Below are 16,169 nucleotides of genomic sequence, written 5' to 3'. Positions count from 1 at the left end.
GAATGTTGTCCGGTAACAGATTTATAAGATCAAAATGCGATCCTTCATTATTTCTTTTCGTCGATCAGTCGGTCTGACTATGACGATCTTTTGTGTTCTAGCGTTACAGGCCTTGAATGGTCGAGCCGATGATAGTCATCTGTTGGCAGATCTACTGGAGCAGCCTGCTCAAGCGAATACCCGTGCCACTTTTTCCTTGCAGCTATCGGTTTGTCGAGCTGGTGATCGATTGGTATCTGTTGGAGAGCGAGGGCTGATTTTATTATCTGATGATAGTGGGCGCTCTTGGCGGCAGGCCAAATCAGTGCCTGTCAGTGTGGCATTGACACAGGTTTATTTTGTTTCAGCAAAAACGGGTTGGGCCATTGGTCATAGCGGCGTGGTTTTACACAGTGAGGATGGTGGCGATACTTGGCAACGTCAGCTTGATGGCCGTCAGGTTGCACAAATTGTTCTGTATAAAGCACATAGTCTCGCTACTACTAACGGAGATGCGAGAATTGCCAGGCTGCGTGCTGCCGAACAGTTGGTACAAGATGGCCCTGACAAACCTTTTCTGAGTCTCTATTTTACCGATGCCCAGAATGGTTGGATTGTCGGTGCTTACGGACTGGCTCTGGCAACCAAGGATGGTGGAAAAAGCTGGCAATCACTGATGGCAGGTATTCCCAATGTCGGCAGCAAACATTTTTATGCTGTGAGTCAGAGCGAAGATAATCTACTGATTGCTGGTGAACAAGGTGCCTTATTTCGTTCCACCAATCAAGGTGAAAGTTTTACCCGGCTTCAAACCCCATATTCAGGAACCTACTTTGGTGTACTTCAGTCCGGACCGGATGTCATACTGGCTTTTGGTCTGCGTGGCAATGTATGGCGTAGCCATGATGCAGGTACTAGCTGGTCGCGTGTTGAGCTCGGTCAATCGGTGACGATAACGGCTGGTCTACAGCTGCCAGATGGTACTGCGTTACTTGCAGATGAAAGTGGGCAATTATTTCATGGCGATGCCATGTTTTCTCATTTCACACCATTAAAAGTTCCTGCACTATCTGGATTAACCAGTATGGTCCAAACCATTGACGGAGGGTTAGCTGTTAACAGCATGCGGGGTGTGAGCCGCATTGAACCTGCAATGCTTGCTACGGAAAGATCACAATGAATCATACCGACAGCCATCTTGATAATGCAGTCATCAAGCGTTACGAAGAGTTTGATCGTTTTTCCGGATCTTTACCCGAGCGACTTTTATTCAATCATCGTTTAGTGATTGTCATCCTGTGTGGATTGATGACTTTGATACTCGGTTATCAGTCTTTGGGATTATCACTCAACGCCGCGTTTGAAAAGATGATCCCGACGAAGCATCCTTATATTGTCAATTACCTCGACAATCGGAATCAGCTGGCTGGTATGGGAAATAGCTTGCGAATTGCGGTGGAAAGCAAGCGTGGTAGCATTTTCGATCCAGCGTATCTGGAAACAGTGAAGAAAATCTCTGATGAGGTATTTCTGTATCCGGGTGTTGATCGCCCCTATATGAAATCATTATGGACGCCTTCCGTGCGCTGGACCGGCGTGACTGAAGAGGGTTTGGATGGCGGGCCGGTGGTGCCAGATGATTATGATGGTTCTTCCGAAAGCATCAATCAGGTACGTCTTAATGTGGCGCATTCTGGTGAAATTGGTCAACTGGTTGCAGCCAATTATCGCTCGAGTATTGTGCTGGTGCCATTGCAGGAGCGGGTGGCCGAAACAGGCAAACGAATTGATTATCATGATTTATCCATGCGAATTGAAGCACTGCGGGTCAAGTATGAATCTGATCAGATTGCCATTCATGTGACTGGCTTTGCCAAGGTAGTGGGTGATCTGATTGAGGGGCTACAGCAGGTTCTATTGTTTTTTGCTGCTGCCATCGGTATATGTACTGTTGTGCTGTTCTGGTACACACGTTGCCTGCGTAGCACCTTACTCGTCGTATTGTGTTCAATGATCGCTGTTATATGGTTATTGGGTTTGCTGCCTACGCTGGGTTACGAACTTGATCCGTATTCGGTCCTGGTGCCTTTCCTGGTCTTTGCCATCGGCATGAGTCATGGTGCACAAAAGATGAACGGTATCATGCAAGACGTGGGTCGTGGTACGCATAAGCTGGTAGCTGCTCGCTATACCTTTCGTCGTCTGTTTCTTGCTGGAATGACTGCACTGTTAGCCGATGCAGTTGGTTTTGCCGTTTTGATGGTGATTAATATTCAGGTAATTCAGGATTTGGCGATTACCGCAAGTATTGGTGTCGCGGTGTTGATTTTTACCAATCTGGTTTTATTGCCAATCTTGCTTTCCTACACCGGTGTCAGTCGGAAAGCGGCACAACGAAGTTTAAAAGCTGAATTGTCAGAGGTAGCCGATACGGCTCATCGCAAACATTTGTTTTGGGCATTTCTTGATCTGTTCACCCAGCGCAAGTGGGCAACGATTGCCGTGCTGGCGGCTATGGTGATGGGCGCAATGGGTGTGCTAGTGAGTTCGCAACTCAAAATTGGTGACACTGATCCTGGTGCGCCTGAGTTGCGTGCTGACTCTCGGTATAACCGGGATAACGCATATATTGTGTCCAATTATGCCGCCAGTAGTGATGTCTATATTGTGATGGTTCGGACGCCACAATATGCTTGTGCTCACTATCGTACTTTGATGACAGTTGATGTGCTCGAGCGTGAACTACAGCAATTGCCTGGCGTTGAAACAACCAGTTCGCTGGCTGGTCTGGCAAAAGTGGCCAGTGTCGGCATGAATGAAGGTAGTCTGAAGTGGTTCGAGATTCCTCGCTCTCAAGATAATCTGAATGCCATCATTACACGAGCACCACGTGAAATGTTCAATCAGAATTGCGATCTCTTGACTGTCTATGCTTATCTGAAGGATCACAAGGCCGATACACTGACCAGTGTGGTTAATGTCGTGGAACGATTTGCCGAACGTTACGCAACCGATGATCTTCGTATTCTTAATGCGGCTGGTAATGCCGGCATTGAGGCGGCTACCAATATTGTTGTCAAGAAAGCCAATCTTGAAATGCTGATCCTGGTCTACGCTGCGGTAGTGATACTTGCTTTCATTACTTTTCGTTCATGGCGTGCAGTGGTCTGTGCGGTATTACCGTTGATGTTGACTTCGGTATTGTGTGAAGCACTTATGGTCTGGTTGAATATTGGTGTCAAAGTGGCAACGCTGCCTGTGATTGCATTGGGGGTGGGTATTGGTGTTGATTATGCGCTCTATATCATGACGGTGACGCTGGCTCGTTTGAAGGAAGGTATGAGTCTATCTGAGGCCTATTACAAGGCACTCCTGTTCACGGGGAAGGTGGTCGTTTTGACAGGCATCACGTTAGGTATTGCTGTTGCTACCTGGGCTTGGTCACCAATCAAGTTTCAGGCTGATATGGGTATCCTGCTCGCTTTCATGTTCGTCTGGAATATGCTGGGTGCTTTGATCTTGTTACCCGCATTGGGACATTTTTTATTACGGTCGCAAAAAAAAGTCTCAGTTTGAGTTGAGCAACAGTAAATGGGGGAAAAGGGATGAATCTGGTTTTTCAGGGGAGTTTTTGATCAAACAAGTATTGTATTAAGGGAAGACACCGGCAGTAACGTTGCGTGGCTGGCTGTAAAATTGAGCACTGCACAACTATGGCACTAGGAGGCCAGGAGACAGCCATGACAAGGCAAAAGCTTATCGAGCAGTTCAATTTACGGTCTCGATTGCGATTTAATGTTGAGCGAGGTGAAATCTGGCTCGACGAAAATCGCATGTTGCTGCTTCATGCTCGTTCAATGGGAGCGCTGCGTCGAGAATTGTTTGACTCGCTGGGCGAAGAGCGCGCTCGTGGTTTGCTGGTGCGTATGGGTTTCACTTCTGGGCAACAGGATGCCGAGCTTGCCAAGACGTTGCTCGGTTCTGCTGATCCATATGATGTACTTTGTATTGGCCCAGAGTTACATGCTTTTGCGGGCTTGGTCAGAGCAAAGATAGTCAAGTCCGAACTTGACTGGGAGCGCGGCAGTTTTACTGGTGAAGTCGTATGGGAGAACTCCTGGGAGGCTGATTCGCATTTGCAGCAATTTGGAATTGGTGACGATGCTGTGTGCTGGAGCCTGGTTGGTTACGCGTCTGGTTTTGTTACTCAGTTTTTCAACCGATTTATCGTTTTTCGAGAAACCTCCTGTGTTGCCAAGGGTGATAGCCATTGTTATGTCGTCGCCAAGCCCGCTGAAGAGTGGGGTGATGATGCCTATCTCAACTATTTCAAGCCAGAAAATATTCAAAGTCAGTTTGATGAAATGCGGGAAGAGTTATCGCATTTGCGTAAAACGCTCTATGCGGCACAGTCAACTGGTAATTTGATCGGTGCCTCCAGTGGCTTTCGTAATGCCTTTGACTTATTAAGCAAGGCCGCCAGTAGTTCAATCACAGTATTGCTGCTTGGTGAAACGGGTGTCGGCAAGGAGGTGTTTGAACGCTGGCTGCACGAGCATGGTAACCGATCAAATCAGCCCTTTGTGGCAGTCAATTGTGCAGCCATTCCACACGACTTGATAGAGGCCGAATTATTTGGTGTTCAGAAGGGTGCCTATACAGGTGCTCAGACTTCCCGGCTGGGCCGTTTTGAACGGGCGCATGGCGGTACATTATTTTTGGATGAAGTGGGTGATTTATCACCTGCTGCTCAAGTCAAACTATTACGGGTTTTGCAGACTGGTGAAGTGGAGCGACTCGGTGATGAGCAGACTCGCAAGATCGATGTACGACTGATTGCGGCAACCAATGTCGATCTGCAAAAAGCGATTGCTCTTGGACGTTTTCGGGCAGATCTCTATTATCGACTGGCTACTTATCCTGTGGTGATTCCACCATTGCGTGAGCGTCGCAGCGATATTCCACTTCTGGCGACATCGTTAATTGAAAAATACGAAAACTCGTATCACAAAAAAATTAAGGGAATTAGTGATCGTGCTATGCAAGCCTTAATGGCCTATCAATGGCCGGGTAATGTACGTGAACTACAAAATCTCATTGAGCGTGGCGTGCTATTGGCACAGAATGGTGGGCTGATCGAGATCAATCACTTGTTTGCCGGTGGTGTATCGCTCTTAACTTCTGGTGCAGAAGTTGATCATTCTGGCGTAGTCGGAAATGAAGATGAAGCTAGTTACACTCGTATTTGTGAAACGCTTCTACAAGAGGGCTTTGATCTTGAGAGCCATGAAACCCGTTTGTTGGAACTGGCTGTTCGTCGGGCCAACGGCAATCTTACTCATGCAGCACGCTTGCTAGGCATCACTCGTCGTCAGCTTGCATATCGACTGCGTCAAGGCATCGTTCCAGCAGCCTGATAGTTCCTGAACCACTGTTGTGACGACAACAGTTTCCCATGTCTGATCCAAAGACTTTTACCAACTTTATGCAGTTAGTACAGTCTTTTATCCTTTTCAATTTTCAATTTTTACTCGACAAACTTGCTGCGTTGCAGCTTGACGCTTTTGTACGGCACTATTCCCGAGTGCACAAAAACGTCATGCTTCAGGTAGATCTGATGCATGAGTATTTAGATATTTCATATATAAATCAATGATTTGACTTCTTGGCATAAGCTGTGCGTTATACATGTTGAAGAAAGCCTGCAAGCGGTAATTTAAAACCGTCGATTGACGTAAACGTCAGTTCGAAAATGGAGGAGACATGAAACACGAAGTCCGCATCGTTGAGACAGGATTTACTTACTTCTGTACTTCGCAGGAGTCTTTGCTGGAGGCTATGTGCCGAACCGGTTTGCGGGGTATTCCATCTGGTTGCCGGGGTGGTGGCTGTGGCGTTTGCAAAATTGAAATCCTTGCCGGAGATTTTAAATCCAAGATCATGAGCAAGGATCACGTCAATGAAGATGATCTAGCTAATCAGCGCTTGCTCGCATGTCGTGTTTATCCCTCTAGTAATCTTTCTTTAAAAGTGATTGGAAAGTTGCAGAAATCCGTCTGTAAATCTACAACCTATCGCTGAAATTCTGTTTGATAAATCAATAAAAGGAGACAAAACCATGGCAATGACAGGCGTGTTACGTCCGGGGCATGCACAGATACGCGTGCTGGATATCGAAGAAGGAGTAAGACATTATCGAGACATCATGGGCCTTGAAGAGACAGGCCGAGATGCTCAGGGGCGTGTCTATCTTAAATGCTGGGATGAACTTGATCACAACAGTATTGTCTTGCGTCAGACTGATCGGGCTGGACTGGATTTTGTGGGTTACAAAGTACTTAATCATGCAACGCTCAATAAGTTTGAGGCCGATCTGCGTGACTATGGAATAAAAACTGAACGTATCCCTGCTGGCGATATGCTGGAAACAGGGGAGCGTGTCCGATTCGAAGTTCCAAGTGGTCATTTGATTGAGTTGTATGCAGAGAAGAAGGTGGTGGGCAATGGGTGTGGTCTCATTGATCCAACCCCGTGGAGCCCGAGTACGATGAAAGGCATGGCCCCTAGACGTTTTGATCATCTGCTTTTGTATGGTCCCAATATTGCGGCTGTACAAAAAATATTCACGGAAGTTCTTGGGTTTAATTTGGTGGAGCGGATTCTCAATCCAGAAGGTACCGGCAATATGGTGATCTTCATGAGTTGTTCAATGAAGTCACATGACATCGCTTTTGGTGAGTTCCCCGAGCCGGGCAAATTACATCACTGTTCATTTTTGATGGATTCATGGCAGGATGTGCTGAGAGCAGGTGACATTATGTCAATGCACAAAGTCCCTGTCGATATCGGACCTACACGTCACGGTGTCACTCGTGGGTGCACGATCTACGCATGGGATCCATCAGGTAATCGTTTTGAAACCTTCAAGGAAGATCGTCATCCCTATCCTGACCACGAACCATTGACCTGGACCTTCGAGGGGGTTGGCGGTGGCGGTGGGCTTGACTATGTTCAGCGTAAGTTACATGAAACATTTCTGACCGTTGTTAGTTGAGGGCCATTATGCATATCGGAAAGCCGTCAATCGACATTAGACGCCGCTTCGTTCGAGTGTATGGAGAGCGTAGTAATGGTTTTGTCGAATTCGAATTCGCGATTGGAGAACCGGAAATTTTCGTTGAGATGATCCTTGGTCGTGAAGAGTTTGCAGAATTCTGTACAACTAACGCGGTGGAATTATTGTCGGCAAGAGACGCGGACTTAATGACCAATGATTGGGATTGGAAACTTTCCGATGCCACACAAACTCGATTCAAATAATTAAATGCCGATCTGCCTTGAATGGTATTTTCTAAAGGAGAAACACTATGCAAATTGACCTTCGCACGGTCAGCATTGAGCCGCAACGCCAAGCTTTCGATCATCTGATAAGACGTTTCGGTAATAAGCCAGCATCACGATATCAGGAGGGTAGTTACGATATCCAGGCCGAAGAGAATCTTCATTACAAGCCTACTTGGGATCCCGAGCAGGATTTGTACGATGCAAAAATCACGCGAATCGTGATGCAAGACTGGTATGCACTGAAAGATCCGCGCCAGTTCTACTACAACACCTATACCCTGGCACGGGCGCGACAGCAAGAAACCACAGAGGCCAACTTCAGCTTTGTCGAATTACGAGGGTTGGCTGAAATGTTGCCTGAGGAACTGCGTGGGATAGCCCTTAATGTATTGGTGCCATTACGTCATGTGGCATGGGGTGCAAATCAGAATAATACGTTCATTTGTGGTTATGGCTATGGCACAACCTTTACCCAACCGTGTATGTATCACGCGATGGATAATCTCGGCATTGCTCAATACTTGTCACGGCTCGGCTTACTCCTCGGTGGAGTGGAAGCGCTTGATGCCGGCAAGCAAGCTTGGCTTGAGAATGTCACTTGGCAGCCCTTGCGTCGTTATGTTGAGGATTGTCTAGTACTAAGAGATCCTTTTGAGCTCTTTGTTGCGCAGAATGTTGCACTGGATGGTCTACTTTATCCGCTGGTGTATGAACGTATTGTCGGTGACCAACTATCTATACGTGGTGGTGCTGCAGTTGCTATGCTGACTCAATTCATGAATGATTGGTTTGACGAAACCCGTAAGTGGGTCGATGCAGTGCTGAAAGTAGCCGCTGCCGAGTCAGGAGATAACCGCGAAGTATTGCAAGAGTGGATACGTACGTGGAGTAGTCGAGCTGCTTCTGCGATCGTGCCAGTGATAGAGCTGGGTCTGGGGTCTCAAGTCGATGAGGCCGTGGGTGAAGAGCTCGCCGCCTTTACGGTGCGAATGGAAAGAATCGGCATCACTATCTGAGAGGCATCAATGTCTACTGTATTTATTGCTTTGCAAGCCAATGATGAAACTCGTCCAATCATTGAGTCGATTGAGATCGACAACCCGACGGCAGTGGTCAATCGTCAGCCTGCGATGGTCAAGATTGATGCGCCTAACAAGCTGATAATTCGTAAATCGACTATAGAAAAACAGATTGGTCGCGAATTTGATTTACAGGAACTGCATGTCAATTTGATCACGCTTACTGGTAACGTGATTGAAGATGATGAGACACTAACCCTGAGCTGGAATAGTTGATTGAGGAGATCGAAATGGATATGAAAGTGTCAAAAAAGAAGCTAGGACTAAAAGAGAAATACAAGTTGCTGACCCGTGATCTAGGCTGGGATACGACTTACCATAGCATGAATGAAGTTTTTCCCTATGTACATTATGAAGGGATCAAGATCCACGATTGGAACAAGTGGGAAGACCCCTTTCGTCTGACTATGGATTCATATTGGAAATATCAGGCCGAGAAAGAACGTAAGTTCTACGCAATCATTGATGCACACGCACAAAACAATGGCCATCTTAATATCACTGATGCGCGTTATCTTAGTGCTCTGAAAATCTTCCTGCAGGCGATTAGTCCCGGTGAATATGCAGCTCATAAAGGCTTTGCGCGGGTCGGAAGGGAGTTCCCTGGTGTCGGTACTCAGGTGGCCTGCCAGATGCAAGCCATTGATGAGATTAGGCATGCACAGACGCAAATTCATGCGATGTCGAATTATAACAAGTACTACAACGGCTTTCATGCCTTTGCAGATCAGCGTGATCGCATCTGGTATACCTCGGTAGCCCGTTCGTTTTTTGATGATGCAATGTCAGCTGGGCCGTTTGAGTTCATGATTGCCATTGGTTTCTCGTTTGAGTATGTGTTGACCAATCTGCTCTTCGTTCCCTTCATGTCTGGTGCGGCTTACAACGGTGATATGGCTACCGTAACCTTTGGTTTTTCAGCTCAGTCAGATGAGGCTCGGCATATGACGCTTGGTCTGGAGTGCATCAAGTTTATGCTTGAACAGGATCCAGCTAATCTGCCAATTGTGCAGAGCTGGATTGACAAGTGGTTCTGGCGCGGTTTTCGTGTACTGGGTTTGGTCAGTACGATGATGGATTACATGTTGCCCAAGCGTGTGATGTCATGGCGAGAAGCTTGGGAAATCTATGGTGAGGAAAATGGGGGGGCTTTGTTTAAGGACTTGGCACGCTATGGTATTCGTGCACCTAAAGGATGGCGTGATGCTGGTGAGGCCATTGATCATATGTCGCACCAATTCATGTTGGGGCTGTACCAATGGAGTTTCGGCACGGCCTTTCACAGCTGGATTCCGACTGATGCTGACATGGACTGGTTATCCAGCAAGTATCCAACTACTTTTGACAAATACTATCGTCCACGTTGGAATCATATCAAAGAGCTTGCTGCTGCTGGCACGCCGTTTAAGAATTACGGTTTGGCTAAGTTGTGCCAGACCTGCCAGTTGCCCGTTGTATTTACTGAGCCTGGTGATCCGACTATGAGCTGCCACCGCGAGACTGAGTACAAGGGGGATAAATATCACTTCTGTTCAGATCACTGTCAGGACATTTTCATGAACGAACCTGAGAAGTACGTTCAGGCATGGTTACCCATGCCCCAGTTATTTCAAAAACCGATTAATGGTGATCTAGCAGCATGGATGGAATGGGTGAGCTTGAAAGATGGCTTGGACAATGGTGATTTTAATGGTTCTCAAGATCAACAAAATTTCCAGGATTGGCGCGGCATAGCGACTACCAATCAATAGTTTGCATCGTCAGATGGGGTGTAATAACGCCATTGTGACCCTTTATCCCAATAATAGAAGGCAAGAAAAGTATGTCTACAGTTGCATTGAAAGAATATGTTGGTGTGCCGCGTGATCATGTGACCAACTTCCATGGTAAACAGCTTGTTTATGTAAGCTGGGATCATCATTTATTATTTGCAGCACCTTTCCTGCTGTGTGTTTCGCCACAGATGACGTTTAGAGAAGTAATTGAAGGCCCTTTGACCGCATTGTTGCAAGCGGACTCCGATATTGCAGTTCTCGATTGGGGTAAGGTCGAGTGGCTCAAATCAAATCAACCTTGGGTACCAAATTTTGATTCTAGCTTGCTTCATAATGAGGTGAGACACAAGGATCAAATCCGTCTGCGTACACCTAATCTCAATACGCTTTGTGCTGCGGTATAGGGGAGTACGATGAGCTATCAGCTGACTATTGAACCGCTTGGTCAGACCATTGATATTGAGGAAGGGCAAACCATCCTGGATGCCGCATTGAGAGCCGGCATTTATTTGCCTCATGCCTGTTGTCATGGTTTATGTGCTACTTGCAAGGTACAGGTGGCTGATGGTGAGGTGGAACATGGCGAGGCATCCAGTTTTGCATTGATGGACTTTGAACGTGATGAACAGAAATGTCTGGCCTGTTGTGCAACCGCTCAGAGTGACTTGGTTATCGAGGCAGAAATTGATGTGGATGCCGATGCCGAGAATTTGCCGGTACGCGATTTCAATGGGGTTGTTCATCATATTGAAAATTTAACACCGACCATTAAAGGGCTGTGGATCAAACTTGATGCACCTGATGGTATGGATTTTCAGGCAGGACAATACATTAATCTTGATTTACCGAATGGCATCGGTAATCGGGCATTTTCGATTGCCAGTCCTCCTTCAGAAGCGGGTTTGATTGAGCTCAATATACGTATTGTTTCAGGAGGCCAGGGAACGGCTTATATTCATGAAAAATTGCAAATTGATGATCGTCTGAGCTTGTCCGGACCATATGGTCGCTTCTTTGTGAAGAAGTCTGCTCAAGTACCTGTGATGTTCATGGCAGGTGGCTCTGGTTTGTCGAGTCCGCGTTCAATGATTCTTGATTTGTTGACAGAGGGCTTTGATTTACCAATCACCTTGATATATGGACAGCGTAGCCGTGAAGAGCTGTACTACCACGAAGAATTTCTAGAACTTGCAAAAAAATATACAAATTTCCGTTACTTTCCGACCTTATCAAATGAGCCGAAAGATTCGGACTGGTACGGTTTTCGAGGCTTTGTGCATGAGGCTGCAAAAGAGTGCTTCAACAATGATTTTCGCGGTTATAAGGCCTACCTATGTGGCCCTCCTCTGATGATTGATGCTTGTATTACCACGCTGATGCAAGGGCGACTATTTGAGCGTGATATCTACACAGAAAAATTTATTTCTGCTGCTGATGCACAGCAAGTACGTAGTCCGTTATTCAAGGCTATCTAAGATTCTATCGTGCTTACCTATTAGGTATTAAGTGTGCCATTAAAAGGTATTGGACGGTATTTTGTTGGCTGCATAGACTACAACTATTCAAATTCTAAGCGATAGTGTTTGTCTGGGTTCCGTAATGAAGTGGAGACGTCAAGCAGTGCAGCAGATCAGAATAACGACCAACGTGGGGCATCATGAATTTAATTAAAAATTTTATAAATGGAGAGTTTGTTGCTGCTGATAGTGGCAAGACTTTTGAGAAGCGATCACCACTAGATAACAAGGTGATTGCTCGCATAACTGAGGCCGGAAAAGAAGAAGTCAATGCAGCAGTCACGGCTGCTCGTAACGCTTTGCAGGGAGAGTGGGGTGGCCTGACTACAGATCAACGCGTCGATCTTTTATATGGCGTTGCCAATGAAATCACTCGTCGTTTTGATGATTTTGTTGAGGCTGAAATGGCAGATACGGGGCAACCACACCATGTTATGACTCATGCATTTATTCCACGTGGTGCGGCAAACTTCAAGGTCTTTGCTGATGTAGTCAAAAATGTGCCTAATGAGTCTTTTCAAATGCCGACACCGGATGGCCGTGGTGCATTGAATTATGCCATTCGTGTTCCCAAGGGTGTGGTGGCTGTGATTAGTCCCTGGAATGCACCATTTCTATTGATGACATGGAAAGTTGGTCCGGCTCTGGCATGTGGCAATACGGTTGTTGTCAAGCCATCTGAAGAAACGCCACAGACGGCAGCATTGCTGGGTGAAGTAATGAATCAGGTTGGTATTCCCAAGGGAGTTTATAACGTGATTCATGGTTTTGGGCCTGATTCTGCCGGTGAGTTTTTGACTCATCATCAGGGTGTTGATGCTATTACCTTTACAGGTGAAACTCGTACGGGCGCGGCAATCATGAAAGCAGCTTCAGATGGTATGCGAGATGTTTCCTTTGAGCTTGGTGGCAAGAATGCCGGTATTGTTTTCGCTGACTGTGATTTTGATGCTGCCATTGAAGGGATCTTCCGCTCATCTTTTTTAAATTCTGGCCAGGTTTGTCTGGGTACAGAGCGTGTCTATGTTGAGCGACCGATATTTGAGCGCTTTGTGCAGGCGCTGAAGATCAAGGCTGAGGCTGTAAGGTTTGGTCGTCCAGAAAATCATGATACCGACTATGGTCCTCTGATCAGCCAGGAGCATCGCCAGAAAGTACTTTCTTATTATCGCAAGGCCGTGGAAGCTGGTGCAACAGTTGTTACCGGTGGCGGCGTACCCAATCTCTCTGGAGAGCTGACGGAGGGTGCCTGGATTCAGCCAACTATCTGGACTGGTTTGCCAGAAACGGCGGCGGTTGTGCAAGAGGAGATCTTTGGTCCTTGCTGTCATATTTGTCCATTTGACAGTGAGAGCGAAGTGGTGGCATTGGCAAATGCTAATGATTATGGATTATCAACAACCATCTGGACGACTAATCTGGCACGAGCTCATCGAGTTGCAGGCCGGGTTGAGGTTGGCATTACCTGGATCAACAGTTGGTTCCTGAGAGATTTGCGTACCCCTTTTGGTGGTTCCAAGCAATCTGGTATTGGCCGTGAGGGTGGCGTTCATTCGCTGGAATTTTATACCGAGACCCGCAATATTTGTGTGAAGCTCTAAGGAATAATCATGGATGACAGCAAGATTGAGCAGTATGGTGACGAGCTCTACGAAGCGTGGCGTACTCGTCGCACGGTACTACCGCTACTTGAACGGGAACCGGCAATGACACTGGATGAGGCCTATCGCATACAGTTGCGATTTATTGAACGACGGGTTGTGGCTGGTGAAGCAATCGTTGGCAAGAAAATTGGTGTGACCAGTAAGCCGGTGCAGGATTTTCTTGGTGTATTTCAACCTGACTTTGGTCAGCTGACTTCGGACATGGTCTATCAAGAGGGCGATGTCATCAACCTCAATACTTTGATTCAACCCAAGGCTGAAGCAGAGCTAGCTTTTGTCTTGAAAGACGATCTGCAAGGACCGGGCATCACTGCAATGGATGTGATTCGTGCAACTGATTATGTAGTGCCCTGTTTCGAAATTGTCGATTCACGCATTACCGATTGGAAAATAAAGATTCAGGATACGGTGGCAGACAATGCTTCTTGTGGTGTGTATGTTCTGGGTAAGACAAAAGGTGATCCGCGCAAGCTGGATATTACCTTGGCCGGTATGGTATTGGAAAAAAATGGTGAGATATTTTCAACAGGGGTCGGTGCCGCGGTGCAGGGCTCACCTGCCAATGCGGTTGCCTGGTTAGCCAATACATTGGGTCAGTTAGGTATTCCATTCAAGGCTGGTGAGGTCATTCTGTCTGGCTCGCAGTCAGCGCTGGTACCGGTAGTTGATGGTGATGAACTGGTGTGTACCGTGGGTGGCCTTGGTAGTTGCCGGGTCAAGTTTACGGGAAGGAGTGCGGCATGAGTATGAATATCACATTGACGCGTGAAGATATTGTGCGCCTCACTGAACGCATTGAAGGGGCTCAGACTCGAGCGTATGCCATTCCCAAACTGACTGATGAATATCCCGAGATGACCATCGGTGATGGTTATGCTGTGCAGAGCGAGCTGAGACGACGTTTCGTTGCAAAAGGACATCGGCTGATAGGTTGGAAAGCGGGTCTTACTTCAAAAGCCAAGATGCTACAGATGGGCGTGAGTGTACCATCAATCGGCTTTCTGACGGATCGTATGGCTCGTCCTGAGAGTTCTGCAATTTCTACAGCAGACCTGGTGCATCCTCGCGTCGAGTGTGAAGTGGCTTTTGTCATGAAGACGAGCCTGGCGGGCCCTGGTTGTACTGCGCAACATGTTCTGGAAGCAACGGATTATGTCTTGCCTGCGGTGGAGATTATTGACTCACGCTTTTCTGGTTTCAAGTTTGATTTACCCAGTGTTGTGGCGGATAACGGTTCATCGGCTCGTTTTGTGGGAGGTGGTCGTGCTCGTTATATCCATGACCTGGATCTGCGTAGTCTTGGGGTGGTGATGGAAAAAAATGGTGAGATTGTCACCACGGGAGCGGCAGCTGCCGTACTCGGTCATCCGGCTGAAGCCATTGCCATGTTGGTCAATATACTCACTGAACTTGATGAGAGTTTGCCTGCCGGTAGTTTTGTCATGAGCGGTGGTATTACCGAAGCGATTGCAGTCAAGCCCGGTGATAGCATCATTGCCCGTTTCCAAGAACTGGGTGTTGTCTCCATGCGCTTTGTCGAATAAAAAACATGAGGAGACGGTTTTGAAGCCTGATTTTTCAGGAGCTCAAACGGGGCAACCGTCCCGTCTTCAGCCTGCACTCTATCAAGATCTGATAACGCCCATTGAAGTACTGGAAATTCGTGAAAAAGTGCGCCGCTTTTGTGATACCGAACTTGCTCCGATTGCCTGGGAAATGGGTCATAGGGAAGAGTCTGTCGCCAATTTTCCGTATGAACTGTTTAAGAAGATGGCGCAGGCTGGGCTTTTTCGTATTCCATTTGGTAAGCAGGTGGGGGGCGATGGACTCTACTATCCGGCCATGGCAACAGCGGTATTGATTGAGGAGTTGGCGTATTACTCTAATAGCGTGGCTGCCATTGTGGATGTGCACTGCATTCTGGCCGGTCATGCTCTGATGCATGCAACACCAGAATTGCAGGCTCGTTATCTGGCACCGTTGCTCGCAGGAGAAAAGATCGGTGCTTTTGCCACCACCGAACCGGATGCCAGTACCGATTTGTCTGTCAGCGTGATGCGCACAATTGCTCAACGTGATGGCGATAAGTACATTGTTAACGGACAAAAGCGCTACATCACCAATGCGCCTGTGGCTGATTTTGTTGTGTTGCTCTGTGTCGATGGTGAGCGGATGACGGAACTGGTGATTGATTTAAACCAGACTGGTGTGAGCGTTGGTGAGCCCGACAAGAAGATCGGCAATCATGGTCAGCTGACAGCTGATATTTATTTCAACAATGTAGAAGTGCCGCTGACAAATGTGGTGGGTGACGTAGGTAACGGATTGAAGATTGCATTGCAAACACTCACATATGGTCGTATTGGCATTGCTGCCAGCGGAGTTGGCATGGCACAGACCGTGTTCGATCATTCGGTCGATCGGCTTAAAGCACGTAAGGCTTTTGGCAAGATGATCGGACAGTTTCAGTATTGGCAGTTCAAGTTGGCAGAACGAGCAACAGAAATTGAGAATGCTCGTAACCTTTATTTGAAAGCGGCACTCAGAATGGACCAAGGAAAGGTTTTTCCGGAACCGGAGGCTGCCATGGCGAAATGGTACGCCACCAATTTAGCTAGCGAGCTTGCCCGAGATGGCGTGCAAATATTTGGCGGCTATGGTTTTACTCGAGAACTTGGACATGACAAATCGCACTATCACGTTGAGGAGGTTTACCGTGATTGTAAGATCGCCGAAATCTACGAAGGTACGAATGAGATCCAGAAGTGGGTTATTGCCCGTCATATTTTCGGCAAAGAAATTACTGGTTAA

At 47.2% G+C, this 16,169-nt stretch carries 15 protein-coding genes; all 15 read left to right on the top strand.

Annotated elements, in window-relative coordinates; translation table 11 throughout:
- Window positions 1–34 precede the first annotated feature (34 nt).
- Window positions 35–1,159, top strand: coding sequence for a WD40/YVTN/BNR-like repeat-containing protein (locus tag ACMYR3_RS10335; protein ID WP_424191876.1), 1,125 nt, complete (start codon window positions 35–37; stop codon window positions 1,157–1,159).
- The gene (locus ACMYR3_RS10330; RefSeq protein WP_424191875.1) at window positions 1,156–3,555 is read left to right on the top strand and encodes an efflux RND transporter permease subunit; all 2,400 of its coding nucleotides are present in this window, start codon (window positions 1,156–1,158) and stop codon (window positions 3,553–3,555) included. Before ACMYR3_RS10335 ends, ACMYR3_RS10330 begins: the two co-directional genes overlap by 4 nt.
- A 164-nt stretch (window positions 3,556–3,719) precedes the next feature.
- Window positions 3,720–5,396 carry a sigma 54-interacting transcriptional regulator gene (locus tag ACMYR3_RS10325; protein ID WP_424191874.1) on the top strand — a complete coding sequence of 559 codons (1,677 nt, stop codon included), beginning with the start codon at window positions 3,720–3,722 and terminating at the stop codon, window positions 5,394–5,396.
- Window positions 5,397–5,742: 346 nt separating this feature from the next.
- Complete coding sequence (locus tag ACMYR3_RS10320) at window positions 5,743–6,060, top strand: 2Fe-2S iron-sulfur cluster-binding protein (RefSeq protein ID WP_424191873.1); 318 nt, start codon at window positions 5,743–5,745, stop codon at window positions 6,058–6,060.
- A gap of 37 nt (window positions 6,061–6,097) precedes the next feature.
- Window positions 6,098–7,033 (top strand): catechol 2,3-dioxygenase, encoded by a 936-nt coding sequence (locus tag ACMYR3_RS10315; protein ID WP_424191872.1) that lies wholly within the window; start codon window positions 6,098–6,100, stop codon window positions 7,031–7,033.
- 8 nt (window positions 7,034–7,041) lie between these two features.
- Window positions 7,042–7,299: a phenol hydroxylase subunit gene (locus ACMYR3_RS10310; RefSeq protein WP_424191871.1), complete on the top strand. Its 258-nt coding sequence runs from the start codon at window positions 7,042–7,044 to the stop codon at window positions 7,297–7,299.
- A 47-nt stretch (window positions 7,300–7,346) separates the two neighbouring features.
- Window positions 7,347–8,339: an aromatic/alkene monooxygenase hydroxylase subunit beta gene (locus ACMYR3_RS10305; RefSeq protein WP_424191870.1), complete on the top strand. Its 993-nt coding sequence runs from the start codon at window positions 7,347–7,349 to the stop codon at window positions 8,337–8,339.
- Window positions 8,340–8,348: 9 nt separating this feature from the next.
- Window positions 8,349–8,618 carry an MmoB/DmpM family protein gene (locus ACMYR3_RS10300; protein WP_424191869.1) on the top strand — a complete coding sequence of 90 codons (270 nt, stop codon included), beginning with the start codon at window positions 8,349–8,351 and terminating at the stop codon, window positions 8,616–8,618.
- Between the two features lie 14 nt (window positions 8,619–8,632).
- Window positions 8,633–10,153: an aromatic/alkene/methane monooxygenase hydroxylase/oxygenase subunit alpha gene (locus ACMYR3_RS10295; protein ID WP_424191868.1), complete on the top strand. Its 1,521-nt coding sequence runs from the start codon at window positions 8,633–8,635 to the stop codon at window positions 10,151–10,153.
- Between the two features lie 71 nt (window positions 10,154–10,224).
- A complete protein-coding gene (locus ACMYR3_RS10290) occupies window positions 10,225–10,581 on the top strand; it encodes a phenol hydroxylase subunit P4 (RefSeq protein ID WP_424191867.1) in 357 nt (118 codons plus the stop codon).
- A gap of 9 nt (window positions 10,582–10,590) precedes the next feature.
- Entirely contained in the window at window positions 10,591–11,652 is a 1,062-nt protein-coding gene (locus ACMYR3_RS10285) for an NADH:ubiquinone reductase (Na(+)-transporting) subunit F (protein WP_424191866.1), read from the top strand.
- Between the two features lie 182 nt (window positions 11,653–11,834).
- Window positions 11,835–13,295 carry a 2-hydroxymuconic semialdehyde dehydrogenase gene (locus ACMYR3_RS10280; protein ID WP_424191865.1) on the top strand — a complete coding sequence of 487 codons (1,461 nt, stop codon included), beginning with the start codon at window positions 11,835–11,837 and terminating at the stop codon, window positions 13,293–13,295.
- Window positions 13,296–13,304: 9 nt separating this feature from the next.
- Window positions 13,305–14,102 carry a 2-oxopent-4-enoate hydratase gene (gene dmpE, locus ACMYR3_RS10275; protein WP_424191864.1) on the top strand — a complete coding sequence of 266 codons (798 nt, stop codon included), beginning with the start codon at window positions 13,305–13,307 and terminating at the stop codon, window positions 14,100–14,102.
- Window positions 14,103–14,104: 2 nt separating this feature from the next.
- A complete protein-coding gene (dmpH, locus tag ACMYR3_RS10270; protein ID WP_424196462.1) occupies window positions 14,105–14,902 on the top strand; it encodes a 2-oxo-3-hexenedioate decarboxylase in 798 nt (265 codons plus the stop codon).
- Entirely contained in the window at window positions 14,841–16,169 is a 1,329-nt protein-coding gene (locus ACMYR3_RS10265) for an acyl-CoA dehydrogenase family protein (RefSeq protein WP_424191863.1), read from the top strand. Before dmpH ends, ACMYR3_RS10265 begins: the two co-directional genes overlap by 62 nt.

It is taken from the genome of Ampullimonas aquatilis, assembly GCF_049675895.1.
GTDB classification, from domain to species: Bacteria; Pseudomonadota; Gammaproteobacteria; order Burkholderiales; family Burkholderiaceae_D; genus Ampullimonas; species Ampullimonas aquatilis.
Note: the sequence above shows the minus strand (reverse complement) of the source record. Positions and strands in the feature narration are given on the sequence as shown.